This window comes from Paraburkholderia sp. J8-2 (genome assembly GCF_905220195.1).
Classification (GTDB): domain Bacteria; phylum Pseudomonadota; class Gammaproteobacteria; order Burkholderiales; family Burkholderiaceae; genus Paraburkholderia.
The window spans coordinates 54,203-80,482 of the sequence record NZ_CAJMZA010000033.1; the positions used below are offsets into that span (position 1 = coordinate 54,203).

A 26,280-nucleotide genomic window follows, 5' to 3' on the forward strand; every position below is an offset into this window, starting at 1 on the left:
AAGACCCGCCGCGAGAACTACGAACCGAAGAACGGCACGCAAAAGCCGGCCGGCCCGACGCAATCGCCGGGGCCGTTGGGCTGCGGATGCAGGTTCGCGCATCCGGAGAAGGCCGCAGCGACCGTAACGCACAGCGCGGCGCGCAATACATAAGAAAGAACGCGTGATTTCATGAACGGGATGGGATGAGCCGACATTGACTGGCCGCGGTGCGAAGTTCCGTCACGACGCGCGGCCAGTTTCGCCGCGACGCAATTGCGCAAGCGGCGTCAGTGATGCGCGTACAGCGTTCGATCGAGCGTCTGGAGTTGTCCGTCGCGCTCGGCGTGCACGAGTTCGTGGCGCACCTGTGCGCGCGTGACCGGCGCGTCGGTCTGGGGAACTTGTGCGCTCGCCAACTGCTGCGCGGGTGCTTGTGGTGCGCTCGCCGCCTGTGCATGCGCAAGCGCCGATATCGACAGCATGATTGCGACGCACACGCCGCTCTGGAATATCTTCACCTCGTTTCTCCTGTGCGGCCTCGCGGCCGGGGTCATCGGTCAGGGCCGCAAGCGTTGAGCGCTCCGGCATCGAGTCGCGTTGCGGCTCTTGAGGCAAGGATAGAGGCGCGACTTTCGCCAAACATCCGCACGAAAATGAAGAAATATTTAACCAGAGATCTGCCAATACCGGCTTCGAAATTTATTTAGGCATTCTCATCAATCACAGAAACTTGCCGCGAAAAAACAACGCCGGTACACGCCACGGCCTTGTGATGCCGAACTGACGGTGCATTGGCGCTCATGCGCTTTCTGAAACTCAGTCTTTCCGTTTTTCAAATTCGTCCATGCAGGGCGATACGCATAATCGCCGCTGAATTTCGGGGCGCCGGCCCGCATCGTGTCTTCACGTGCCTTCGCGCGCCGCGAATTCACTCTCACCTACGCCACTCATCAACGAAGATCATTCAATGAAAAAAACCGCTCTCGCCGCCGCCTTTACGCTGGCAACCTTCGCCTCCATCGCCCACGCGCAAAGCAGCGTGACGCTCTACGGCTCGCTCGACACCTCCGTTGCCTGGTTCGGCAACCAGCAAGGCAAGAACGGCTCGGGCGGCACGTTCCAGATGATGTCCGGCAACCTGTCGCCTAACCTCTGGGGCCTGCGCGGCACTGAGGATCTCGGCAACGGCCTTTCGGCGATCTTCAAGCTCGAAAGCGGCTTCAATATCGACAACGGCAAGCAGAACCAGGGTGGTCGTCTCTTCGGCCGCACGGCGATGGTCGGCCTGAATTCGAACACCGCCGGCGCCGTCACGCTCGGCCGCCAGTACGATCCGCTCATCGACTTGCTGCAGCCGCTCACCAACGACGGCGCATTCGGGTCCGCGTTCGCCACGCCGGGCGACATGGACAACTACGACAACAGCTACCGCACGAGCAACTCGATCAAGTACGCGAGCCCTAACTTCGGCGGCCTGCAAATGAGCGCGATGTACGCGTTCGGCGGCCAGCCCGGCAGCACCGGCGCGGGACAGACATGGGCCGTGGCGGCCGCTTACAACCATGGTCCGTTCGGCTTCGGCGCGGGCTACTTCAAGGCCAACAGCAACGGCGGCACGGCCGCGACGTTCGACGGCCTGAATCCGAACACCGATGTGAACGTGGATTCCACCGCCATTACGGGCGGCTTCGTCTCCGCGAACTCGCTGCAGATCATTCGTGCAGCCGGCGACTACACGTACGGGCCGGTAACGGCAGGTCTCGCATACAGCAACGTCGAATACGCGAACTATCAGAGCGCGGCCGGCGCGAACAGCAACACGAAGTTCAACACGGGCCAGGCCTTCATCAACTATCAGGTCACGCCGGTCGCGCTCGTGGGCTTCGGCTACAACTACACGAAGGGTCACGGCAACGGCGTAGACGCGAGCTACAACCAGTTCAGCCTCGGCGGCGACTATTTCCTCTCCAAACGCACCGACATCTACGTGCTCGCGGGCTACCAGAAGGCTTCGGGCAAGACGATCGATGCGGGGACGGGCGAACTCGTCAACGCGGTCGCCTCGTTCGGCGACTTCGGCAACGATGCGACCAACGACAAGCAGGCCATGGCGATGGTCGGCCTGCGTCACAAGTTCTAATTCGCATCGAGCGGCGAGTGCGCCGGAAAATCGCTCGCCGCCATGAACTTCGGCTATAATCGCCCCCTGTCTTAGGGGAGTAGTCTGCAACGCCAACCTGGGCGTTGCGCCGCCGTCAACATAATTGGTGCCCCTGCACCATGGCGTCGGCAGCCGTATTGCGAGTGACTGCAGCGAATCGCTGCAAAGCGCGGCCTGACGAGACCTATGACGTTTTCCCTTTCACCCGGGCCGGGCGAAGGGAAGCGTCATGGTTTCGGTGCCCGGCTCGCACAATACGGCAATAACAATGACTCGTCTCGCCCCGCATCACCTTCTCATTTGCGCCACGGAGCGTTCGTCATGATCTTGACGTTCGCCCTGCTCGTTGCCTCGGCCGGCATCATCTACTTGTCCTGCGAGACCTTCGTCAATAGCGTCGAGTGGCTCGGTCAAAAGCTCAAGGTCACGCAGACCGCCACCGGCACGATCCTCGCCGCGTTCGGCACGGCGTTGCCCGAGAGCGTGGTCACGCTCGTTGCGGTCGCTTTCGGTGGGGACCCCGCACACAAGGAAATTGGCGTGGGCGCCGCGATTGGCGGGCCGCTCGCGCTCAGCACGATCGCCTATGCCGTAGTGGGCGTCGCACTGCTCGCCACCGCGAAACGCGTGGGCCGCGAGCGCGCTACCACCGTCGATGTGAATACGCGCCGCCTGCGCCGCGACCAGCTCTGGTTCCTTGCGATCTTCGTCGCGAAGATCGCGCTCGGGCTCGTGCTGTTCAGCTTCAAGCCGCTGCTGGGCATCGCGTTTCTCGCGGCCTACGCGTTCTACTGCTGGAAGGAGCTTTCCGCCGAAGACAGCGGCGAAGTGGAAGGCGATCTCGAGCCGCTCAAGCTGCGCCCACACGACGAGAATCCGGCCATGGTGTGGATTCTGCTGCAGACGCTCGGTGCGCTCGCGGTGATCTTCGCGGCCTCGCATCTGTTTGTGCAGCAGATCAGCGCCGTGGGGCCGTGGCTCGGCCTGAGCCCGCAGTTGACCGCCGTGTTGTTCAGCCCGATCGCAACCGAACTGCCCGAGATCATGAACGCGATCATCTGGGTGCGTCAGGGCAAGGAGCGCCTCGCGCTTGCGAACATCAGCGGCGCGATGATGATTCAGGCCACGATTCCCACGGCGTTCGGCCTCTTCTTCACGCCGTGGCATCTCGGCACGCCTTCGATTCTTGCGGCCGTGACGACCATGGTCGCCATTCTGTTTCTGCAGTGGGCGTTTCGTGCGCCGAAGGTGCGCAGCCGTCAGCTCACGCATGTCGGCTGGCTCTATGTGGTGTTCGCGGCGTTGCTGTTCGTGGTTTGACGCGGTTCTGAGCTACCTCAGGCCGCAGCGGCGGCCTGGGCGGCGCCCGCATGGTGATGAAGCCAGCGGATCATGTCCGAATGCCTGACCACGCCAACGAGCCGCCTCGCGTCGTCCATGACGGGAATGTCGTGATAGGCGTGCTCGATGAAGATCGGCACCAGATGCGCGAGCGGCGTGGCCCGATGGACCGCGTGCACGCCGGCCGCCATCACCGCCTCGACCGTTTCCTCCACGCGCGCCGACTCGCGCAGCACCGCGCGGCGCAGTGCATTCCAGAATCGCTCGATGCCGGCCGCCTGCACGAGATCGCCGAGCGCGTGATGCGTGACGACGCCAACCACGCGGTCCATGGCGTCGACCACGGGCAGCGTCGAAGCGCCGTGGCGGCGGAACATGTCGTGCGCCGCCCGCGCCCCCATTGTTGCGGGCACAGCGGGACAGCCAATCGACATGATTTCCTCACAAGTTAGTTGTTCGAACGACTTTTGCGGAACGTTCAGCGGCTGCAATCGATGTTGCGAGAGCGCAGCAAGCGGCATGGCAGCGGCTTGCTGCGGAGCACGAAACGCGGCGCGCGGATAGCGGTGTCCGGTCAGCGCGTGGAAGGCGAGCGCAGCGCTCAGCAAGGCGAAGGACTGGAACGCGATCGGCGCAAGCACGAAGTGAAAGCCGAGTGCGTGCACAGCGGGACCGCCGAGCACGGCCGTGAGCGCGACCGCGCCTGAAGGCGGATGTACGCAGCGGCACAGGAACATCGCGCAGATCGCGAGCGCCACGGCGACGGAAGCCGCCGCGATGGGCGACGCGATCCATTGCGCGCACGCCACGCCCACCAGCGCGGAGACGAAGTTGCCGCCAAGAATCGACCACGGCTGCGCCAGCGGGCTGTCCGACGCGCCGAAGAGCAGCACCGCAGAGGCGCCCATGGGCGCCACGAGCAACGGAATATCGCCCGCCGCGCCGAATATCAAATGGGTTGCGAGCCCAGCGAACGCGATGCCGATCATCGCCCCGCCGCAGCGCCTCACGCGTTCGCGCCACGGCGGCGCAGCCGGGTTGGGCACGAAACTCGTCAGCCATTCGGTGAGCGTGGCGCGGGTCATAGCGGGGCTTGCTGGTCGGTATGTCAGCCAGAATACCGACGCCCGCCGAATATCAACAATTGATATTTCTGAGCGCATATATAATTCATTCTGTATGCATGTTTGGAGCCGCCACGTCGCTCAGTGTGCCTTTGCGCTAACCTCAGAGGGCTTGCGGGCTGCCTAGTCAGTGCCGCCGCCCCGAGTGCCAGCCTTTCGGACAGGGCAATCGATGGCTTTGAATTACTTTGGACTGCCATGCTTGTTCACCATCCGGCGACCGTTGCGATGATTGGCATTCTGCTTTTCATTGCAGCGTTTCTGATCGGCGGGCGCAATAATCACGCGCCGCAACTGCGCAAACAGCACGTATACGAATGAACGCACGCATCGCGAGGCATGAAAGGATAGCCATCCGGCGGCCCGGATGATTAACACGCGCACTGCACGCAATGCCGCCATCACAGGAAAGCGAATCGTCGCTTTCTAAATTTGTTTTCATCTGGAGTGCGCCGCAACTTAAATCATGCGTTCCGATTGGCCACCGATAATGCCTTCCAGTTTCAGCACTGCGAGGAACGCAATATGCAAAAGCCGATGTCGATCGAACTCGTCAACGAATACGGCCAGCACGCGGTTTGTGTGAAGATAGGCTCTCAGGTTGCGCTGCTCGACACGCCCGATGTCGATGGCCTGATCGAAGAACTCAGCAAGCTGCGCGCGCACATGCAGCCTGCGGTACCCGAGCAGCCTTTGCGCTCGCATCAATACGTGCTCGAGATCGATCCGTGCTGGTACACGGAACGCAATCCCCTTTTCGACGGCACCGTCGTGTTTCTGCGCCATACCGGTCTCGGCTGGGCGGGTTTCGCGATTCCCACCGAAAGCGCGCATCGCCTCAAGGCCGCGCTCTCGGCGCACGAAGCCGCCGCGCAGCGCGACGCGCAGGTCTTCGCGCAAGCACTGCCTAATTAGGCGCGCTTCGCGCCGCTTCATTCTTCCCGTCCGATCACGCATGCAGCGTGTACGAAACGTCGCCGCTGTGTGCGGCGTCGATGCCCGCGCTCGGCCTCGTGCCGGCGCGTCTGCCCAGGAATATCGCCCATGAACCAGCTCCAAGCCATGCGTGTATTTACGCGCGTTGTCGATCTGAGCAGCTTCAACCTTGCCGGCAAGCAGCTCGGCATGTCGGCTGCGGCCGTCACGCGCAGCGTCGGTATGCTCGAAGCGCATCTGAACATGCGCCTCTTGAACCGCTCGACACGCAGCCTTTCGCTCACCGAAGCCGGACGTCTGTATCTGGATGGCTGTCGCGCCGTGATCGAAAAGCTCGATGAAGTCGAGTCGGAACTCGTGCGCGCCACGCGCGACCCGAGCGGCGTGCTGCGCATCGCCGCGCCTGCCGTGTTCGCAAGTTCCGGACTCCCCGCCGTGCTCGGCGCGTATCGCGCAATCAATCCGCGCGTGGAATTCGACGTGACGGCCTATGACACGCACATCGACCTGATCGAAGGCGGCTTCGACGTGTGCTTCGCTACCGACCGCCAAAGCGTAAACGCCTCACTCGTGAGCCGCAAGCTCACTTCAATCAAGGAGATGCTCGTGGCCACGCCTGCGTGGCTCGCGCGCCACGGCATGCCGCGCAATCCTGCCGAACTCGCCGGGCACGGCCTGCTCGCGATTTCCAATGCGCCGCGCCACTGGGAGTTCTCGAACGCCGAGGGCGTGCAGCGCATCAACGTGACCGGCCCGATGACGGCCAACGGCTACGCGACCGTGCGCGCCGCCGCGCTCGCGGACATGGGCATCGCACTGCTGCCGCTCCCGCTCGTGGTCGACGACCTCGCCCGGGGCGCCCTCCTGCCCGTGCTGAACGCGTTCGACGTGAACGGCGGCGTGCAGCACATTTCGATCGTCTATTCCGGCCGCAACTACCTAACGATGAAGATCCGCAGCTTTATCGACTTCGCGGTCGAGCAGTTCCGCACGAACGCGGCGCAGACACGGCCCGCGCCGACGCCGCTGCGCGCAGTTGCCTGATACTGCCCGATGTTTTTAGTTCTTTTCGTCACAACGGGTGCAAAGCCATGCCCAGAATACTAACCATTGAAGACGATGCCGTTACCGAGCGTACTGTCGTGCCCACGCTCGCCTCCACCGGCTTCACCGTGGACGTGGCCCGCTCTGGCCGCGAAGGCATTGCGATGGTCATGGCGGGCGACTATGACGTCGTCGCGCTCGAACGGCGCCTGCCCGATCTCGACGGTCTCACGATCGTCACCACCATGCGCGGTGTGGGTATCGAAACACCGGTGATCGTGATGAGTTCGACCACGGGCGTCGAGGAACGCATCCAGGGCTTGCGGGCCGGCTGCGACGACTACCTCACACGGCCGTTTTCGATCGACGAGATGTCTGCGCGCGTCGAAGCGCTCGTACGTCGGCGCACGCGCCCCGCCACGACGGAAACCGTGCTGCGCGTAGGGCCGCTCGAACTCGATCTCGTCAAGCGGCGGCTCAGTTGCCGCGACAACGTGCTGCGCCTGCGTCCCACCGAGTTGCGCGTGCTCGAATTCATGATGCGCCACGCGGGCCAGGTACTCACACGCACGATGATCTTCGAAGGCGTGTGGGGCGGCCGCTTCGACCCCGGCACCAACCTCGTGGATGTTCACGTGGGACGCCTGCGCAATCGCGTGGACACGCCCGGCCAACCTTCGCTCATCCGCACGATACGCGGCTCGGGTTATCTGCTCGGCTGACGCAATCTCCAATATCGCTGCCACTCTCTCAGCTTCGCCTCATTTCGTAGTCCTTGAAGCATCATGAGACCGGCATGCAGCTAAATCTTTTTTCATTTGCCTGGCTCCCGCGTGTTAGGACGCGCCCGACACAATACCGGCGTCGGCTGCCCCACGCGTGGCGCGCAGCCTGACGCCTGAACGGAGCCCCATCTGATGCTGAAAATCGTCCGGCTAGCCTTGAACCGTCCTTATACGTTCATCGTGCTGGCTCTCCTGATCCTGATCGCGGGCCCGCTCGCAGCGCTACGCACGCCTACCGATATCTTTCCCGACATTCGCATTCCCGTCATCAGTGTCGTGTGGAACTATGCGGGCCTGCAACCCGACGACATGGCGGGTCGCATCGTCAGCTACTACGAGCGCACGCTAGGCACCACTGTCAACGACGTGGCGCATATCGAGTCACAGTCGTTTCGCGGCTACGGCGTGGTGAAGATCTTCTTCCAGCCGACCGTCGACATTCGCACGGCCACCGCGCAGGTCACTTCGGTTTCGCAAACAGTGCTCAAGCAGATGCCGCCCGGCACCACGCCGCCGCAAATTCTCAACTACAACGCGTCCACGGTGCCGGTGCTGCAACTCGCGCTCACGAGCAACACGCTCGACGAGCAGAAGCTCGCCGACTACGCGACCAACTTCATCAGGCCGCAACTGCTTTCCGTGGCAGGCGTCGCGATTCCCACGCCCTATGGCGGCAAGGTGCGCGAGGTGCAAATCGACCTCGACCCGCAAGCGCTGCAGGCGAAGAAGCTTTCGGCGCAAGACGTGGCTACCGCGCTCGCGCAGCAGAACCAGATCATTCCCGCCGGCACGCAGAAAATCGGCCGCTATGAATACAACGTCCGCCTGAACAATAGCCCGCTTACCATCGACCAGCTCAACGCGCTGCCCATCAAGACCGTGGGCAGTGCGGTGATCTATATGCGCGACGTGGCTCACGTTCGCGACGGCTATCCGCCGCAATCGAATATCGTGCGCGTGGACGGCCACCGCGCCGTGCTCATGAGCATCATGAAGAACGGCTCGGCTTCGACGCTCGACATCATTGCCGGCGTGAAAGCGAAGCTGCCGCTCATCGAGCAGTCGTTGCCGCCCGGACTCAAGCTTGTTGCGCTCTCCGACCAGTCGGTGTTCGTGAAGGGCGCCGTGAGCGGTGTCGCGCGCGAAGGCTTGATTGCGGCCGCGCTGACCTCGGCGATGATCCTGCTCTTTCTCGGCAGCTGGCGCTCGACGCTCATCATCGCCGCCTCGATTCCGCTCGCCGTGCTCGCCGCAATTGCGGGGCTTGCCGCGTGCGGCGAAACACTCAACGTGATGACGCTGGGCGGTCTCGCGCTCGCGGTGGGCATTCTCGTGGACGACGCAACGGTCACAATCGAAAACATCAACTGGCACCTGGAGCAAGGCAAGGACGTTCGCAGCGCGATTCTCGACGGCGCCGCGCAAATCGTCATGCCAGCGCTCGTTTCACTGCTTTGCATCTGCATTGTCTTCGTGCCGATGCTGCTGCTCGACGGCATTGCGCGCTTCCTTTTCGTGCCCATGGCCGAGGCCGTGATCTTCGCGATGATCGCCTCGTTCGTGCTCTCGCGCACCTTCGTGCCGATGATGGCCCGCTATCTTCTCAAACCGCACGCTTCGCAAGGTCATGCTTCGGGCGAGCTGGCCGCCGTCATGGCGCCGCATGGCGCTCACGGCCGCATGCCACCCACGCGCAATCCGCTGGTGCTGTTTCAACGCGGTTTCGAGCAACGCTTCGAGCGCGTGCGCGCGGGCTATCGCGTCGTGCTCGGACTCGCGCTCACGAACCGGCGGCGCTTTGTCGTGGGCTTTCTCGCTATCGTCGCGCTCTCGTTCGCACTCACGCCGTTCCTTGGCCGCAACTTCTTCCCCGATATCGATTCCGGTGAAATCGCCCTGCACGTGCGCGCGCCTATCGGCACGCGCGTGGAGGAAACCGCCGATCTGTTCGACCATATCGAAGACACCGTTCGCGAGGCCATTCCGCCCGATCAGCTCACCAGCGTGATCGACAATATCGGACTGCCAAACAGCGGTATCAACCTGACTTACAACAACAGCGGCACGATCGGGCCGCAGGATGGCGACATCCTGATCTCGCTCGCAAAGTCACACGCGCCCACCGCGCAATATGTGCGCGAGTTGCGCACGGAGCTGCCGCGCCGCTTTCCGGGCACGACGTTCTCGTTCCTGCCTGCCGACATCGTGAGCCAGATTCTCAACTTCGGTTCACCCGCGCCGATCGACGTGCAGGTGAGCGGACCGAATCAGGCCGCGAACAAGGTCTTTGCGAATGAGCTGCTGCACAAGATCGCGAGGATTCCCGGCATTGCCGACCCGCGCATCCAGCAGGCGTCGACTTATCCGCAGCTCACGGTGGCCGTCGACCGCTCGCGTGCGGATGAACTCGGCATTACCGAGCAAGACGTGACCAACTCGGTGGTCGCGAGCCTTTCCGGCACGAGCCAGGTGTCGCCCACTTACTGGCTCAACCCCAAGAACGGCGTGTCCTACCCCATCGTCGCGCAAACACCGCAATACCGCATGACCACACTTTCCGACCTCCAGAATCTGCCGGTTACGGGCAAGAGCGGCAGCTCTCAGATTCTTGGCGGCATCGCCACGATTACACGTGGCGTGAGCGATGCCGTCATCTCGCACTACAACATCGAACCGCTCTACGACATCTACGCGACCACGCAGGGTCTCGATCTCGGCGCCGTCTCGTCGCAGATCGACACCGTGATTCACGCGAGCGCCAAGGACTTGCCGAAGGGTTCGACAGTCACCATGCGCGGCCAGGTGCAGACCATGAACAGCGCGTTCACGGGTCTTCTGCTCGGGCTCGCCGGCGCCGTGGGGCTCATCTATCTGCTGATCGTCGTGAACTTCCACTCGTGGAGCGATGCGTTCGTGATCGTGAGCGCCCTGCCCGCCGCGCTTGCCGGCATCGTGTGGATGCTGTTCACCACGCACACGCCGCTCTCCGTACCCGCGCTCACCGGCGCGATTCTCTGCATGGGCGTGGCGACCGCGAACAGCATTCTCGTGGTGTCGTTCGCACGCGAGCGTCTTGCCGTCACCGGCGACGCCATGCGTGCCGCGCTCGAAGCGGGTTTCACGCGCTTTCGCCCCGTGCTCATGACGGCGCTCGCCATGATTATCGGCATGGCGCCGATGGCGTTCGGCATGGGCGACGGCGGCGAGCAGAATGCGCCGCTCGGCCGCGCCGTGATCGGCGGGCTGCTCTGCGCGACCTGCGCAACGCTGCTGTTCGTGCCCGTGGTGTTCAGCCTCGTGCACAAACGCGCGAATGGCAAAGACGGCCACCATGACGATAGTCAGAAAACCGAATCATCTACGAATCAACCTGCCCTCGAATCGGGAGAAGCCCATGTCCACTGAAATCGACATCGCCTCGCCGCAGCCGCTGCGTCACCTGAAGTCCACTGCGGCGATCGCGCTCATGGTCGCGGCCGGCATCGTGTCCGGCGGCATCTTCAGCCGTGTGCACGCGCACCAGGAACTCGCCACGTGGACCGACGCGCAGGCCATTCCCACTGTTGCCACCGTGCAGCCACAAGCGAGCCCGGCGTCGCAGCCGCTCGTGCTGCCGGGGCGTCTGGCCGCCTATATCAACGCGCCCATCTATGCACGCGTGTCCGGCTATTTGCACGCGTGGTACGCCGATATCGGCACACACGTGAAGGCGGGCCAGCTGCTCGGCCTGATCGACACGCCCGACCTCGACCAGCAGTTGCAGCAGGCGCGCGCCGATCTACGGAACTCCGTCGCCAATGAAAAGCTCGCCGCCACCACCGCGAAGCGCTGGACCGAGATGCTCAAGCAGGACTCGGTCTCGCAGCAGGAGGCCGACGAGAAAACCTCCGATCTCATCGCGAAGCAGGCTACCGTGGAGGCCAACGAGGCCAACGTGCGGCGGCTCGAGGCGCTCGAGTCATTCAAGCGCATCACGGCGCCGTTCGATGGCATCGTCACCGCACGCAAGACCGACGTGGGCGCGCTGATCGACGCGGGCAGCGGCAGCGGCCCCGATCTCTTCACCGTCTCGGACGCGGGCCAGTTGCGCGTGTACGTGAGCGTGCCGCAAAGCGACGCCGCCTCGATCAAGCCAGGCATGCACGCCACGCTCACCGTGCCCGAACGCCCAGGCGTAAAGTTCGACGCCAAGCTCGTGGACACCGACCAGTCGATCTCGCCTGCTTCGGGCACGATGCTCGTGCAGCTCGCCGTGGACAACAAGCAGGGCCTGCTCTTCCCCGGTGAGTACACCGAAGTCCATCTCGCGATGCCCGGCGACTCGCACGCGCTCTTTGTGCCCGCGAGCGCGCTGATCTTCCGCGCGCACGGCATGCAGATCGCCGTCGTGGACGCGCATCAGCACGTGCAGTTGCGCGACGTGACGATCGGCACCGATCTCGGCACGCGCGTAGAGATCACGGCCGGCCTGCACGCGGGCGAACGGGTGATCGACAATCCGCCGGACTCGCTCGCGAGCGGCGACCGCGTGCGCCTCGCGTCCGCCAACGCGCCAGGCGCGCAATCGACGCAGACGGCAGCCGTGCACGACGCGGAGCGTGCGCATGGTTAGGCCGTCTGTGCGTGCGCAACCGTTGCGCGCCGCTGCGCTCGCGGCGGCCCTGTTGCTCTCGGCGTGCTCATTCGCGCCCACGTATCACGCGCCCGCCACGGCCATACCCACGCACTTCAAGGAAGCGGGCGGCTGGCAGACGGCGCGCCCCGCCGACCATCTCCCGCGCGACGGCTGGTGGCGCGCGTTCGACGACCCCGTGCTGAATCAGCTCGAGCCGCAGGTGGCGAAGGCGAATCCGAATGTCGCCGCCGCGCTCGCGCGCCACGACGAAGCCGATGCGCTCGTCGCGCAGGCGCGATCCGCGTTGCTGCCGACTGTCGGTGCGCAAGCGAACGTGTCGCGCGAGCGCCAGTCGGCGCTGCGTCCGCTGCGCGGCTCGGATCAGCCGAACGTGTACAACTCGAGCACGCTCGACGTGGGGATCGGCTACGACCTCGATCTATGGGGCAAGGTGCGCAACGAGGTGAAGGCCGGCGAGGCGTCGAGCGTAGCCAGCGAAGCCGACATCGCTTCGCTGCAATTGAGCCTGCAAGCGAAACTCGCCACCACGTGGTTCGACCTGCTCGGACTCGACCAGCAGTCGAAGCTGCTCGACGACACCATTGCCGCCTATCGTCATGCGCTGGAGCTAACCGAGAGCCGCCATCGCGGCGGCATCGCTTCTTCGCTCGACGTTTCGCGCGCGCAAACGCAGCTCGCCTCCGCGCAGGCCGCAGCGGACGACGTAAGCGCGCGCCGCGCGCTCTACGAGCACGCCATCGCCACGCTTATCGGCGTACCGGCTTCACAGTTCAACGTCGCGCCGGACACAATCCGCCCGCATATGCCGAATCTGCCCGCGGGATTGCCATCGTCGCTTCTGGAGCGGCGGCCCGACATCGCCGCCGCGGAGCGGCGCGTCGCCGCCGCCAACGCACAGATCGGCGTGGCGAAGGCCGCGTTCTTCCCCGATCTTTCGCTCGGGCTGGACGGCGGCTTCCAGAGCGACACATTCTCGCCGTGGATCGTCGCGCCCAACGAAATGTGGTCCATCGGTCCCACGCTGATGATGACGATCTTCGACGGCGGCCGTCGCGCGGCAGTCGTGCGCGGCGCGCAGGCGAAGCTTGCCGAAAACGGCGCGCAGTACAAGGCAACGGTTCTCAATGCGTTCCAGCAGGTCGAGGACAACCTCGCGCTGCTGCACCATCTCGGCGACGAAGCGCAGCGCGAAGACGAGGCGCTCACGGCGGCGCAGCGCACGCTTACGCTTTCGATGTCGCGCTACCGCGACGGCGTGGTCAGTTACCTCGACGTCGTGACGGCGCAAACGACCGAACTCTCCACGCAGATCGCCTCGCTGGAACTGGACACCCGGCGCCTCGATGCCACCGTGGGCCTCATACAGGCAATAGGCGGCGGCTGGAGCACGCAAGACCTGCATGAGGACAAGGCGGCTTCCTGAGCGCCTCTGAAGCGGCCTTAGCCGCTTTGATTACCACCACTAGAACCCCGCCCTCGCGCGGGGTTTTTCCTTTCACCGAATCCTCTCGGGCTGATAAACATTTCTTCATGGTGCTGCATCGGGTTCGATAGGGTGACCTAACTATTCTACTCACACCGGGATGCGGTTTATCGCATTCGCTAACCGGCTAACCGATCTCACTCCTGGAGGAATAGTCACATGAAGGCTCTCATGATCATCGCTGCGCTCACCGGTGTCGTTGCCACCACGTCCGCCTTTGCGCAAACCCCGGCGCCGACGGCCGGCACGCAGGCCAGCCAGGCCGCCGCCGCCACCCAGGTCGCATCGAACGACACGGCCCCCACGGTTGCGCCCGGCGGATGGGTAGCGCCTTATGGGCAAGCGGTGCACGAAAAGACGCGTGCGGAGGTCTACCACGAGCTCGTTCAGGCCGAACAGGACGGTCAGCTTGCATACCTGAACTCCACGCTTTACGCGCACTGAGCACGACTGGCGGGGCTTTTCGAGCATGAGCGAGCGGCACGCATTCAGCGTGCCGCTCGCTTTTTGATGTTAACAAACGCACGCGCGTGGATGCGGATAGGTAACCGGTTCCCACAAACGGTTACCTCAGCGCGCGTCTCGATCGAACGAGGGCGACGTCAGTTGATAGCCGTAGCGGCTGATGGTTTCGATACGCACGTCCATACCCTGGCGCGCGAGCTTGCGCCGCAGCCGCGACACGACGAGATTGACGGTCGAAGCATCGATGTCGTCCTTCTCGGGCCACGCATAGCGGATCATGTGGTCACGCGGCACGGGCATATTCGTCTGACGCAGCAGGCATTCGACGAGCAGGTACTCGCGGCGCGTGAGGTCCGCGCGGCGCGCGCCCTCCACGATCTCGCGCGTACCCGCATCGAGTTGTGGCGCGTTCTGGACGCTCCGGGCGCCGCTTGCGGTCTGCACGGCCTGCGCGGGCTGTCCACCCTGCGCGCCGCCGCATGCCGCCGTGGTGCGCAATAGCGCGAGCATGCGCTCGTGCATCTCGATGAACGAGAACGGGTAACGAAAGCACGCGTCGGCGCCCGCACGCAGCACCTTCGAGCGCTCGCTCGCGCTCGCTGCGATGCCGAGCACGGCGATGATCGTCGCTCCGCTTGTGACCTTCGAGAGTCCAGGAAGGATGCCGTGCAGCGCAGGCAGCAGCGCGCCGTCGAGCGCCATGACGATCACCGCGTCGAAGGGCTCTTCGCCTGCGACGAACCATCCGTCGCGCAGGTCTTCCGCGCGCTGCAGGCTATGTGCGCTTTCCTGCAGGGCCTTCTGAAGCCAGGCGCCTTCGGCGTGAATCGGGGAGATGAGGAGGATGCGCATGACTGCGGGTGCCTGGCGGCTGGTCGGCAGGTATCAGGCGAGCGAGCGCGGCCAGCATTCCACGCTCATGCGCGTGCCGGGGCCGCCCGGCTTCCCGAGCTCTTGTGCATCGTCGATACGTAGCGTGAAGTCGTGAACACGCATCACGGCCGCCACGATAGAAAGCCCCAGACCCGAACCGGCGACATGACGCACGGCCTCGCCGCGATAGAAGCGTTGCAGGACCGCCGCGCGCTCGCCAGGCGCAATGCCAGGGCCGTTGTCCGCCACTTCGAGCAAGGGGCCGAGCGGCGTGGAACGCAACGTGACGCTCACCGCACCGCCTTGCGGCGCGAACTTGATGGCGTTGTCGATAAGATTGTTGAACGCCTCGAAGAGCAGCGCGCGGTCGCCATGAATCTCGGCAACGGGCTCAGCCGCGATGCGCCATTCGAGTTCGCGGCTCTCGGCGAGCGGCTCGTAGAGTTCGGCGAGTTCCTGCACCAGTTCGTGCAGGTCCACAGTCGCAAAGCCGCCACGCCTTTGCAGCGTGCCGATCTCGGAGATGCGCAGCATGGCCCGGAAGCGTTCGAGCAGTTGCCCGGTTTCGGTGCGCGCCTGATCGAGCAGCACCGCGCCGGCGGCGTCGCCGCGCACGCTGGCGCGCTCGGCCACGCGCGCGAGCAGGGTATGCAGATGCACGAGCGGCGTGCGCAGGTCGTGCGCGATGCCGTCGCAAGCGCCCTTCACTTCGCCCATCAGCCGCTCCACTTCGTCGAGCATGTGATTCACGAGATGGGCGAGCATGTCGAGCTCGTCGTCGCCGCCCACCGGCAGGCGCCGGTCGAGGTCGCCGCGCGCGATGCATTCGGTCACGCGGCGGATTTCGCGCACGCGCCGGATCTGGCGCATGCCGAACACGAGACCGCCCGCCGCGGCGCCGAGCAACGCGAGCACGGCGCCTGCCGCGAGCGAACGCACCATGATCTTGCGAATGCGCAGCACGCTGGTCATGTCACGCGCGACAACAAGGTGCATGCCGCTCGGGCGCACCTCACCCATCGCGCGGACCACGGGCGATACGTCGCGGTTGAGCAGCTTCAGTGTATGGGCATGCGTGCTGCCCTCGCGCGTGTAGGTAAGGTGCGGCGGCGGCGCAAGCAGATCGCCCGCGACGTAGCGGCCGTCACTCGTAAAGAGTCCGTAGTAATTCACATGCATGTGCTCGTGTTCGAGCCGCTGATAGATCGCGTCGGGTAGCTGCGCATCGGGAATCGAGTCGAAATAGATGAGCTGCCAGCCCATGATCGTGTCGGCGTCGCGCTCGATGGTGGTGGTAGCCGTCCACGCAATGAAGCCAACGAGCAGCGTGAGAAAAACGCCGAACAGCGCCGTGTAGGCGCACAGCCAGCGAAACGTCGTGGTATGCCAGCGCCTGCGCAATTGCGCGGAAGCGGCGGAAGAAGAACGGCTCGACAAAGCGGGTTATCCGAGAATGTAGCCGGAGCCGCGCACGGTCTGAATGAGCGGCGGCACGCCCGGCGGATCGATTTTCTTGCGCAGGCGGCCCATGTGCACGTCGATCAGGTTGGTGCCCGGATCGAAGTGGTAGCCCCACACGGCTTCGAACAGCATGGTGCGTGTGATGGTCTTGCCTGCGTGGCGCATCATGAATTCGAGCACGCGATACTCGGTGGGGAGCAGCACGACTTCTTCGCCGTCGCGGCGCACCTTGCGCGAAATGAGGTCGAGTTCGAGCGGCCCCACGCGCAGCGCGGTCTCGCGCGCGACGCTCGCGGCCTGGCGGCGGCGCAGCAGCACTTCGAGGCGCGCGGTGAGTTCTTCGGGGTCGAAGGGTTTGGTGAGGTAGTCGTCGCCGCCCGCGCGCAGGCCGCGCACGCGTTCATCCACGTCGCCGAGCGCGCTCAGCATCAGCACCGGCGTCTGAATGCCGACCGTGCGCATGGCCGTGAGGATCGACAGACCGTCCACGCCCGGCAGCATGCGGTCGAGCGTAATGGCGTCGTATTCGTCGCTCATTGCGCGCGCCATACCGTCGCGGCCGTTGTCGACCCATTCGACGGCAAAGCCGCGCTGCGTCAGCTCGCTGACGATCTCGTTGGCTGTGACGGCATCGTCCTCCACCGTCAAAACGCGCACCTGACTCATCTTTCTCGCACTCCGTCGTGCCGGCCGCACGACTATTCAAGAGCCTCGAGTTTACCGTTGCGCCCACGCCGCGCCGCGATTCCTTTCATGAAATTAAATTTAAGTTTGCAAACGCAATACGGTCTCGCGCGCCCTTCGGCAATTACATATCGATTACACCGACGATTGGCTGGCGCGCGCGCAAGTCGAGTTGATAGCCGTAACGGTTCACAGTCTCGACGCTCGCGTGCGCGCCGTGCGACGCGAGTTTGCGCCGCAGGCGCGACACGACGAGGTTCACGCTCGAGGGCTCGACGTCGGCCTTGTCGGGCCACGCATAGCGAATCAGGTGCTCGCGCGCAACCGGCGCGCCCGCATGGCGCAGCAGGCATTCGACCAGCAGATACTCGCGCGTGGTGAGGGGCACGCGCCGAGCGCCTTCCACGAGGTCGCGTGTGGACGGGTCGAGGCGCACGAGCGGCGCGCTCGCGTGAACGAGCGCGCCGCGACGCAACGCGAGCATGCGCTCCTGGATCTCGAGAATGGACCAGGGTTGCACGAAGCACGCATCGGCGCCGGCGCGCAGAAGGCGCGCGCAGTCCGCGGGTGTCGCGCGCGCGAGCGCAACGACGATCGTCGGCGCGTCGCGCATGTGCGTGAGGGCCGCAAGCGCGGAGGCGATGCCGTCGTGCGCCTCTGGCCCGGCAGCGCAGAGGAACACCGTATCGAACGGTTCCTGCGACGCGAGATAAACGGCGTACTCGACGTTGTCTGCAATCTCGACGCTGTTCAAGCTCTCGCTCAGCGCCTTGTACAGGTAACTTCGCTCGGTCGCCGAGGACGAGCACAGCAGGAGCCTCATCGATCACGAGCCCGCTTGGCCATGCTGCGCTCGATGCGTCCAGCAGTCGATCGTGACGATCGCGCCGGGATTCGCCTCGCCAATCGCAAGGCGAAAGTCGTGCAGCCGCACGATGGCCGAGACGATGCCGAGTCCGAGGCCGGTGCCCGGGAGGTGACGCGTCCGCTCGCTGCGATAGAAGCGCCCTGACACCGCGGCGCGTTCGCCGGGCGCGATGCCGGGCCCGTTGTCGGCGATGACGAGCTGCGGTCCGCACGAACCGGCGCGCAACTCGACCTTGACCGCGCCACCGCGCGGCGTGAATTTGATAGCGTTGTCGAGCAGGTTGCTCAACGCTTCGAAGAGCAGTGCACGGTCGGCGGAAATGGGTTCGACCGGCGCCAGAGAGACGTGCATGTCAATGGCTTTTTCCTCGGCAAGCGGCGCATAGAGTTCGCCTAGCTCGTGCACGAGATCCAGCAGGGCAACGCTCGAAAAGCCGCGGCGGCGATCCATCGCGCCAATTTCCGAAATACGCAGGAGCGCAGAGAAACGGTTGAGCACGGCATCGGCCTCCCCTCGCGCGCCAACGAGCACGCCGGCGAGAACCGCCTCGCCGCGCTGCTCCATGGCCTCGGCAGCGTGCGAGAGGCGCAGGCGCAATCGCGTGAGCGGTGTGCGCAGATCGTGGGCGATACCGTCGCATGCGCTTTTCACCTCGCCCATCAGGCGCTCGACTTCATCGAGCATGCGGTTCACGAGATGCGCGAGCATGTCGAGTTCGTCGCGGCCGGCTACCGGCAGCCGCATCGCGAGGTCGCCGTCCGCGATTCCGCGCGTGGCGCGCTTGATCTGCGCGACGCGCCGGATCTGCCGCATGCTGAGCACGAGTCCGGCACACAGGCTGCCGGTGAGGCACAAGAGGCCGCCACCGAACAACGCCTTCAGCAGTTCGTCATGAACGTGGCGCACGTCGGAGAGCGTGCGCGCGACGACGAGGCGCGCGCCGTCGGGCCGAATCTCGCCCATGGCGCGCAGGGACGATCGCACGGAGCCAGCCCCGAGCGCGAGTGTCTGGCCGCGGGTGTGCTGGTGAGTTTGGCCATAGTGTCCCAACGCAAGACCCGTTGGCATAACGCGGATATCGCCGGCAAGCCAGTGCCCGTCCGGTGCGAACAAGCCGTAGAAGTTGTCGCGCCGGTCCGCACGCGTGAGGCGCGCTTCGATCGCGCTGGCGAGACTCGCGTCGCTGCGCGAATCGAAGTACCGCAATTGCCAGCGCAGGCCGCTGTCGGTCTCCCGCATCATCGCGTGCGTCACGGAGTACTCGATGACGCCAAGCAGTGCCATGAACGCGAGCGAGAAGATCGCGGCGTACGCGGTGAACCAGCGGAACGTGGTCGTTTGCCAGTGGTCGCGGCCCATGTCCCGCACGTGCGGCGTTGCACGCGACGACGCCGGAACGAACAGACCACGCCCGAGCGCAACCCAGGCAGGCAGGTTCATCGGACGCCTCGCGTAAGCGCTGGCAAACCGTGCAAGGCCGGCATGCTTGCGGCCGCGCGCCGTGCGGGCGCTGCTTTCTCGCTGAGTGACATGGCTCCCCCTGATGGCTGACTGACGAACCGACGAACACGGATACGCTCGTGCCCGGCCATCATAGTGGCGCGCCCTCGACGCAACGGCATCATGGCAATGAAGAGCGCGTCATCTTCTTACTGCTGCGTGACGGGTACCTGTCATTTTGTCAATTCGTGCGTACGCGGGGTCCCGTGTGACTCACGCGTAGCGCAGATGAACTTTCTGTCATTCGGTTGAGCCCGATTCAGCACCAGCGCCTCCTTATCCTCGAATCCGCTTCTTCGCGCATTCGCGCCTTTTCATTTCGTTGCGGGTTCATCAAAAGGAGGATTCATCATGAAGGCATGGCTGAAGTTCGTATGGGTGCCATTTGTGGGAGCGGTGAGCGTAAGCGCGCTCGCCGCGCCGCATCTGACGCAGCGGGAATGCCACAGCTACCCGTTCGTCAAACCGGCCCACGAGGTCACGCATGCGGACCTGATGCGGGAACTGAGAGAACTCGAGGCGGTGGGTTACCAACCGCACGCCGAAGACGACAACTATCCGGCCGATATCGAAGCTGCCGAGCAACGTCTCGCGGATGTGTATCGCAGCGATTGCCGGCCGCAGCACACAGCCGCCGTGGTGACCTTTCCCGCGAATTCCGACTGATATCGGGTCGCCCGGCGAGCCGTAGGTCACCGATACGGTTTGTGCAGTGCACCTTAGCCGGATCTTTTCGAGCGTGAGGTGCTCGTTGGGCGCCGGCCCATGTGGACCTTCGGATGCTCCCATATCTGGTGACCTGAAACGGGTAACCGGAAATGGGATCAGCCATTGGTACACAAATGCGTTTTCCAGATTGCTCGCTCCGGCGACCTGGGTTGAGGGCAAGTCGGGGACCGGTGGGGCGCTTCGCGCTCGCTCCGCTGGGTTTCGTAGTCATTCAGTCGGTCCCATAGGCTGTTACCTTGAACAAGGAAGCCCACCATAGCCGGAGACCCAACGCGCATTTTTGCCAATAAATCAGTGACCTAAGTCGGAGTCTGAAAGTTAGATCTGAAGAATAGGGGGCTTAGGTAATGCGCTATGGTGGTTGCAGAGCGTTGATCTACAGGCTAGGTAACCAGGAATGGGGCCACGGAGGTTGGTGACCACTCACATGCATTAAGGTCCCCGGTTTTGGGAGACGTCTTTCTCATCGAACGCGTGTTTCAGTGTTTACCTATCACGCTTTAACAACTTTAGTAAACCTTTAGGCGCCGCAAACCCTTACCAGGCAAGGCTTTGCGGCCGATTTGGTGGCACGTTATGGGATTTGAGGTCCCGGGTATGGGAGTTTCGGGTTGTGGATATGGGACTTCGGTAGCCGACGATGGGGTTTACGGGTTGTGGATATGGGGGGAAGGTTGCCCGCTATGGGAAAAGAAGCGGTTTTCCCTTCAGGTCACTGTTTATGGGAGTCAGGGAAGGTATCCGGCAATGGGACGCCTTGCCTTGCGGGAGGACGTTTTACAGGGCCTCGCACCTGAATACAGGTAACCGGCTTTGGGAAGCTGCTTGGGTAACCTGTTATGGTGGCTTTTCGGGAGAGGAGTAACGGCGTCCTTGGGTCCAAATTTGCGCCCCCCGCGTGAATCCTCGCACGCAAAGAAGCTGGTTGGAGCAAGGTAACAGGCTATGGGACCTGCTAATGGTTACCTGTTATGGGAGGTCGCGGGGATTTGTGAACCTCCAAGGGCGTATTTTTCGTTCGCATGGGTAGCCATTTGTGGGAGCGGCGTCGGGTCACCATTTATGGGCGCCGTGAACCTGCGGATGCTTGGCCGATGCGTTCCAGGGAACCACGCCGATAGCAACGCGAAAAATCCCATGGATGGGTACCTGTGGAGACCAAATTAGCAGAGTGAGTACTCACATCCTGCCTAAAGGTCACTGGATATGGGATAGTTTCCAGGACTCGGCGATGCAAAGGTCACCGGCTATGGGGGCGTGCGAGGGAGCGGGGCCGAGCGCTTCGGAGAGATTCCAGGTGGCCTTCGAGACGGGAAATCTGCAGCTGTCAATGCTCTACGCCCTTGGGTGTCGTACCGCGTCACGATTGCGCTTGCGGCCTTGAGTCACCTGATCGGTTGGTATACAGTTACCAACCGACCAGGTTCCCTTTCAACGTGGGTCATATGGCAAGAAAAAAGGCCGAAGCCGGCGACGCCGACAAACAAGGTGCACTCGTATTCCAGCAAGGCCAGCCGCCTGATCTGTTCCGCAAGGCCGTCCCGGCGATTCATATCGCCCCCAAGTCCGGGTCGATCAGCCTGCAGCAGCGCAAGATGTTCAGTTCGCTGATCAAGAACGCCATTCGCCAGGATTCCCTCGACCGCGGCCGCTCGTCGTTCGAGATCACGATCTCCGCCCTCTCCCAGGACGTCGATCTGAACAGCAACAACACCGAGTACGTCAAGGAGACGATCAACTCGCTGATCAGCACGGTCGTCAACTGGGACTACCTTACGCAGGACAAGCGCAGTATCTGGAAGGCGTCCGGTTTGCTTGCTGGCGCTGAGCTCGAGCGATCGGTATTGCGTTACACCTTCTCCGAGCAGATTCGCGGCGAACTGCTCAATCCCGAGATCTACGCGATGATCGATATGCGCATCACGCGTCAGTTCAGGAAGGCGCATTCGCTTGCGCTTTGGGAAAACGTCGTGCGGTACGAGGCCGTGGGTGTGACCGCGCGCTTCCCGCTCGCGACGCTGCGCGATCTGATCCTTGGGCAAGATACTTCGGCGCAATCGTACAAGCTCTACAAGCAATTCAAGAGCCGTGTGCTGGTGCCGTGTATCAAGGAAGTGAACGAGATTTCGGATCACATGTTCGAGCTCATCGAGCACAAGGTGGGACGCTCGGTTGTCGCCCTGCAGTTCCGTGTGACCCGCAAGCCGGAGACCGATCCGTCCCAGGAGCTGCGAGCAAACGAGACGCTGCTGATTGGCGAGATGTCGAAGTTCAGTATTCCGGTTTCCGAGGCTCGGCGCCTGCTCAAGCAGTACGGCGAAGCGAAGATTCGCACGGCAGTGGCGTATACCGCGGCGCGCGTCGCGCAGAAAAACGCAGCGCCGCTCGCGAATGTCGCGGCGTATTTCCGCAAGGCGCTGACGGAAGGTTACGAGTTGCCAGGTGCGAATGCCGCTGCGCCCGCCTCCGACGCGAGCCGCGCACGCGAAAGCCAGGATCAGGTGAAGGACCGCTATATCGCGGCGAAGATCAACGAGGCGCGCGCCTACTTCAATGAGCTTGAGTACGACGACCAGACTGCGCTGATCAAGCGCTATAACGATACGGTCGGCATGGACAAGCTCAAGGTGTCGACGGCCAAGGTGCCAAGCAAGATGGCGTCGACGAACTTCTTCCGTTGGGTGGTGCTGGACACCTGGGGGCAACCGACTGCTGCCGACCTGCTCGAATTCCTGTTGAGCGGACAACAGGCGCCCGCGGCGGGCGAAGGCCAGCAGGCTGCGGAGATTGATCTTGCGTTGAAAGTACGGGACGAGTGAAGGTAGTGATCGAAACAGGCGGCGGCTTCGGCCGCCGTTTTTTTTTGCACTGACCCACGGCGAGCCGATGTAGGTCGTACATAAGTTAATTTGGCTAAATATAGCGATCTAAAAATCGTAGTCAAATATATATTTCAAATCAGCTCTGTATTAGACAAACTCTCGTTCTATTCGTGGCGCCCTAGAATATCGGCTGCGAGCGTGCCTCCGAATGATGTTCGCACTTCGTCGTGCGTCGCCTTTGATGACTGGTACCGCACGATGAGGCCGTGCTGTTCTCCTTGATCTCCACGTGGAGAGTTGCTGTTTCGAACGAACAAGAACCTGGAGGTCGAGCTACATGCGTGTAATGGGCGTACCCGGTTGCTGACGCAATCTGCGCGGGGTGTCGCCTGTCCACGCACAAGTACTTTGCCCGGAATGCCCATTGGAGAATCTCCACGTGGAGATTCGATGATTTCATGTGGCGGCCGAATTGTTGTCCGGTTGCACGGTTCACGCTCACAGCACTGACTGGCTTAGTCGCAGGTCACACTGATGAATCTCCACGTGGAGATTTGTGCGCCGATCCTCGATTCACTTGACCGGAGATTTCTCCCGTACTCTTGTGCAACTTCAGTCTTCGATCCACCGGCACTCGTTCATTGCACGATTATGCGAAGACGCTGCGCTTCGTCGATCTCCGATCTCCACGTGGAGATTGATCGCTGCCGTCGCTAACACATCACCAGCCCCAATCTGACCAACCGGCAATGCATCGCATGGTGTTCATTCCTTATCCGTTCGGCCAATTGGTTGTGAACTGGCAACGTCTGCGACGGAAATCCTAGAATTTACTTTAAGTTGCCGTTAGACTCCCGAATGATCTGCCGGAGTCTCCACGTGGAGAATGTGCCTGGGAGGCTTGTCCGCTGTTGAACAATTGGATGGAGAAACGAATGGGTCTCGTGATAGCCGTAGCGAACCAAAAAGGTGGAGTTGGGAAAACCACCACCAGCATGAATCTGGCTGGCGCATTTCAGGCGGAAGGCTATAAGGTCTATGTAGCCGATGCCGATGGTCAGCAATCTTGCATGAGTTGGTGTGCCGCGGCAGGTCCCGAGACGCCTCTGCCGTTCCGCGTTGGCAGCATTCATAAGCTGGAAAAGATGATCGGGCCGGAAATCGCTGCGCTAGCGAACGACTACGACGTCGTCATCGTCGACTGTCCGCCCAATATCAACGATCTGACGACTGCGCGCGTTTTGGCCGTAGCGGACGCTACCGTCATTCCGACGGACGCATCGCCGATCGATATCTGGAGTAGCGAAGGGATGATGGAGTTGGTCGAGCGTACGCGCGTTGCCAATCCGGCTGGAAAATTCGCAATTTTGCTGAATAAATCTAATTCGAAAACGTTGCTGCACACGCAGATGAGCGCGATTCTCGCGGAAAGCAATGTCCGCGTGTTCTCGGCAACCATCAAGCAGCGAGAACTCTATCGCCAGGCAGCAGCGCTTGGCCGCACCGTCTTCGATGTGCGCGGCGTGCGCGGGGCGAAAGTCGCGAAGGACGAGATTAGCGCCGTCTACAACGAGATCATTGCGCTGGTTCAGGAAGAAGAAGAGGAGGTCGTCAATGGCCGCTAAGCTGAATTTCACCAGCAAGGTGCGCGCGGGCATGGCTGCCGAGCGTGTTTCGGCTGGCGAACGTCTCGCTGAAGCCGACGTTGTCAATATCGCGCAACGCGATGCCGGCGCGCCGAACGCCGCACTTGATACCGCCGACACGCCGGCCGCGCAGTCTGCTGAAATCGCCGAGGCGCCGCTTTCGCTGCATGCGGTTCGGAGAATTTCGGTCGAAGATGTCGTTTCCAATCCGTACAACCCGCGCGCGTTCTACAGCGCCGAGACGATCGACGAACTGGCTGAGAGCTTCGCGACACAAGGACAGATCACGCCTATCCTGGTCACGAAACTCGCGGCGTTTCCCGGCCAATATGTGATCGTCGACGGCGAGCGCCGTATTCGCGCTGCGCGCTCGCGCGGCGACAAGTTCATCGATGCCGATGTCCGCGAGGGTCTCGACAACCAGAACTTGTACCTGCGCGCTTATCACGCCAACAAGGAGCGCGAGGAGCAGACGGTATTCGACGATGCGCTCGCGTGGAAGAAACTGCTCGACGATCGTGTCTACGTCGACCAGGTCGAGTTGGGCGTGGCCGTTGGCGAAGACCCGAAGCATATCAGCAAGGTGATCGCGCTCACGTCGCTGCCGCCTTATCTGCTGCAACGGATGGCGCAGAATCGCAAGGATGTCGGGCTCGGACATGCGTACAACATCAAGCTGATCTTCGACCGGGCGGGCGCGACGGTCGCCGAGCATTGGCTTGCGCAGGTGATCGAAGGCAAGGCAAGCGTGCGCAAGCTCGAAGCGGCGGCCTCGGCGGAAGCGGGCGCGCGCAGCGTGGGACCGCGTCGTACGCATTACCAGTCACGCGTTCAGTTCAATCGTCCGGATGGCGTCGCGTTGGGCGAGCTGAAGCTGTTTGGCGACGGGCGCGCGGAGTTGAACCTCAAGGGCATTGCGCCCGCCGATCAGCAGCGCCTGGCCGAGCGCATGAAGGTCGTCATCGAGCAGTGGGCCTCGGAAATGGACGCATCTGAGGCGACCTGAGCATCGCCAGTATTTGGCTAACGGTGGCAGGGAAGGGCGTCGTCAGGCGCCCTTTTTCGTTGGTTCGGTTGTGCAATCGATGCACGCCACTTGAGCGGGGTCGAATCCGTGAAACAGAGGCGAAAAAATATAAGATCAAACATAACCGTTTATAATCAATACATTAGATTACATTTTCTAGAATGTTTCACGAAACATGCTAGCTGGAGTCGGGTTAGAACGAGATTTTTACGCAGCTCACCGTGAAGATACTCACTCCAGGCAAAAAACGTATCAAATGAAACGTAATTTGTAGTGCGTTGCGAAAGATCCAATTGTGAGGAATTGACAACACCCGTTCCCCCAGGTCATTCTTACAGACATGAACTGCCGCCTTTTCACGATTGCGCTGATTATTCGCACCATTCAACGAATGGTGGGTTAGCGTACGTCTGGCAGTAGTGACAACAACCCGCCCCAAGAGGCGGGTTTTTTGTTTCCGCCTCCTGGCCAAAACGAAAGTGAGTACAGGAGCCGTCATGCAGGTGTATCAAAGCCGTCCCGCCACCAAAGTCGCTGAAGCCACTGATTCCGCCCAGTCCCGCTGCGACGAAAACGACTACCTCCGGAAGATTCTCACGGCGCGTGTGTACGACGCCGCCCGCGAGACCGAACTCGAGCGCGCCCCGAACCTCTCGGCCCGCCTGCGCAACGCCGTGTTCCTCAAGCGCGAGGACAACCAGCCAGTGTTCTCG

At 62.7% G+C, this 26,280-nt stretch carries 20 protein-coding genes, 1 pseudogene and 1 riboswitch; of the genes and pseudogenes, 14 read left to right on the forward strand and 7 right to left on the reverse strand.

All coding sequences use genetic code 11. From position 1 onward, the window contains the following. Positions 1-269: 269 nt before the first annotated feature. Positions 270-500: a DUF4148 domain-containing protein gene (locus U5A52_RS36680; RefSeq protein WP_321916539.1), complete on the reverse strand. Its 231-nt coding sequence runs from the start codon at positions 498-500 to the stop codon at positions 270-272. Positions 501-949: 449 nt separating this feature from the next. On the opposite strand from U5A52_RS36680, the gene U5A52_RS36685 reads away from it, so the two are divergent. Together U5A52_RS36685 and U5A52_RS36690 are read left to right on the forward strand one after the other, a co-directional pair. Beyond that, positions 950-2,122 (forward strand): porin, encoded by a 1,173-nt coding sequence (locus tag U5A52_RS36685; protein ID WP_321938961.1) that lies wholly within the window; start codon positions 950-952, stop codon positions 2,120-2,122. A 62-nt stretch (positions 2,123-2,184) separates the two neighbouring features. After that, positions 2,185-2,391: riboswitch (yybP-ykoY riboswitch) on the forward strand. A gap of 73 nt (positions 2,392-2,464) precedes the next feature. Then, the gene (locus U5A52_RS36690; protein ID WP_321916543.1) at positions 2,465-3,463 is read left to right on the forward strand and encodes a sodium:calcium antiporter; all 999 of its coding nucleotides are present in this window, start codon (positions 2,465-2,467) and stop codon (positions 3,461-3,463) included. Positions 3,464-3,480: 17 nt separating this feature from the next. On the opposite strand, the gene U5A52_RS36695 is transcribed toward U5A52_RS36690, so the two are convergent. Continuing rightward, positions 3,481-4,569, reverse strand: a complete 1,089-nt coding sequence (locus U5A52_RS36695) for an HPP family protein (RefSeq protein ID WP_321938963.1) — start codon at positions 4,567-4,569, stop codon at positions 3,481-3,483. 564 nt (positions 4,570-5,133) lie between these two features. Here U5A52_RS36695 and U5A52_RS36700 point away from each other — a divergent pair. The 7 genes from U5A52_RS36700 (at position 5,134) to U5A52_RS36730 (ending at position 13,936) form a co-directional block, all read left to right on the forward strand. Then, positions 5,134-5,523: a hypothetical protein gene (locus tag U5A52_RS36700; protein WP_321916547.1), complete on the forward strand. Its 390-nt coding sequence runs from the start codon at positions 5,134-5,136 to the stop codon at positions 5,521-5,523. A gap of 129 nt (positions 5,524-5,652) precedes the next feature. Beyond that, positions 5,653-6,588, forward strand: a complete 936-nt coding sequence (locus U5A52_RS36705; protein ID WP_321938965.1) for a LysR family transcriptional regulator — start codon at positions 5,653-5,655, stop codon at positions 6,586-6,588. 47 nt (positions 6,589-6,635) lie between these two features. After that, the gene (locus tag U5A52_RS36710) at positions 6,636-7,310 is read left to right on the forward strand and encodes a response regulator transcription factor (protein WP_321938967.1); all 675 of its coding nucleotides are present in this window, start codon (positions 6,636-6,638) and stop codon (positions 7,308-7,310) included. 195 nt (positions 7,311-7,505) lie between these two features. Further along, positions 7,506-10,778 carry an efflux RND transporter permease subunit gene (locus U5A52_RS36715; protein WP_321938969.1) on the forward strand — a complete coding sequence of 1,091 codons (3,273 nt, stop codon included), beginning with the start codon at positions 7,506-7,508 and terminating at the stop codon, positions 10,776-10,778. Continuing rightward, entirely contained in the window at positions 10,768-11,985 is a 1,218-nt protein-coding gene (locus U5A52_RS36720) for an efflux RND transporter periplasmic adaptor subunit (RefSeq protein WP_321938970.1), read from the forward strand. Before U5A52_RS36715 ends, U5A52_RS36720 begins: the two co-directional genes overlap by 11 nt. Then, positions 11,978-13,432, forward strand: a complete 1,455-nt coding sequence (locus tag U5A52_RS36725; protein WP_321938973.1) for an efflux transporter outer membrane subunit — start codon at positions 11,978-11,980, stop codon at positions 13,430-13,432. The genes U5A52_RS36720 and U5A52_RS36725 overlap by 8 nt, the downstream gene beginning before the upstream one ends. A gap of 219 nt (positions 13,433-13,651) precedes the next feature. Next, positions 13,652-13,936 carry a DUF4148 domain-containing protein gene (locus U5A52_RS36730; protein ID WP_321916552.1) on the forward strand — a complete coding sequence of 95 codons (285 nt, stop codon included), beginning with the start codon at positions 13,652-13,654 and terminating at the stop codon, positions 13,934-13,936. A gap of 126 nt (positions 13,937-14,062) precedes the next feature. Here the strand turns inward: U5A52_RS36730 and U5A52_RS36735 are convergent, their stop codons facing one another. The 5 genes from U5A52_RS36735 to U5A52_RS36755 all read right to left on the reverse strand — a co-directional run bounded on the left by U5A52_RS36735 (position 14,063) and on the right by U5A52_RS36755 (position 19,283). Next, positions 14,063-14,809: a response regulator transcription factor gene (locus U5A52_RS36735; RefSeq protein WP_321916554.1), complete on the reverse strand. Its 747-nt coding sequence runs from the start codon at positions 14,807-14,809 to the stop codon at positions 14,063-14,065. Between the two features lie 33 nt (positions 14,810-14,842). Further along, entirely contained in the window at positions 14,843-16,267 is a 1,425-nt protein-coding gene (locus U5A52_RS36740; protein WP_321938975.1) for a HAMP domain-containing sensor histidine kinase, read from the reverse strand. A 6-nt stretch (positions 16,268-16,273) separates the two neighbouring features. Further along, entirely contained in the window at positions 16,274-16,948 is a 675-nt protein-coding gene (locus tag U5A52_RS36745; protein ID WP_028208339.1) for a response regulator transcription factor, read from the reverse strand. Positions 16,949-17,099: 151 nt separating this feature from the next. Then, on the reverse strand, positions 17,100-17,798 hold the full coding sequence (locus U5A52_RS36750) for a response regulator transcription factor (RefSeq protein ID WP_321938976.1): 699 nt from the start codon (positions 17,796-17,798) through the stop codon (positions 17,100-17,102). 3 nt (positions 17,799-17,801) lie between these two features. Then, positions 17,802-19,283: a HAMP domain-containing sensor histidine kinase gene (locus tag U5A52_RS36755; protein ID WP_321938978.1), complete on the reverse strand. Its 1,482-nt coding sequence runs from the start codon at positions 19,281-19,283 to the stop codon at positions 17,802-17,804. Between the two features lie 411 nt (positions 19,284-19,694). Here U5A52_RS36755 and U5A52_RS36760 point away from each other — a divergent pair, with 411 nt between their 5' ends. The 5 genes and pseudogenes from U5A52_RS36760 to U5A52_RS36780 all read left to right on the forward strand — a co-directional run. Further along, positions 19,695-20,009, forward strand: a complete 315-nt coding sequence (locus tag U5A52_RS36760; RefSeq protein ID WP_321938980.1) for a DUF4148 domain-containing protein — start codon at positions 19,695-19,697, stop codon at positions 20,007-20,009. 1,508 nt (positions 20,010-21,517) lie between these two features. Beyond that, positions 21,518-22,891, forward strand: a complete 1,374-nt coding sequence (locus U5A52_RS36765) for a replication initiation protein (protein ID WP_321938982.1) — start codon at positions 21,518-21,520, stop codon at positions 22,889-22,891. A 938-nt stretch (positions 22,892-23,829) separates the two neighbouring features. Beyond that, the gene (gene parA / locus U5A52_RS36770) at positions 23,830-24,519 is read left to right on the forward strand and encodes a ParA family partition ATPase (protein WP_158763032.1); all 690 of its coding nucleotides are present in this window, start codon (positions 23,830-23,832) and stop codon (positions 24,517-24,519) included. After that, positions 24,509-25,546, forward strand: coding sequence for a ParB/RepB/Spo0J family partition protein (locus U5A52_RS36775; protein WP_321938984.1), 1,038 nt, complete (start codon positions 24,509-24,511; stop codon positions 25,544-25,546). Before parA ends, U5A52_RS36775 begins: the two co-directional genes overlap by 11 nt. A gap of 518 nt (positions 25,547-26,064) precedes the next feature. Continuing rightward, positions 26,065-26,280 (forward strand): annotated as a pseudogene (locus U5A52_RS36780) (threonine ammonia-lyase, biosynthetic); the annotation flags it as partial.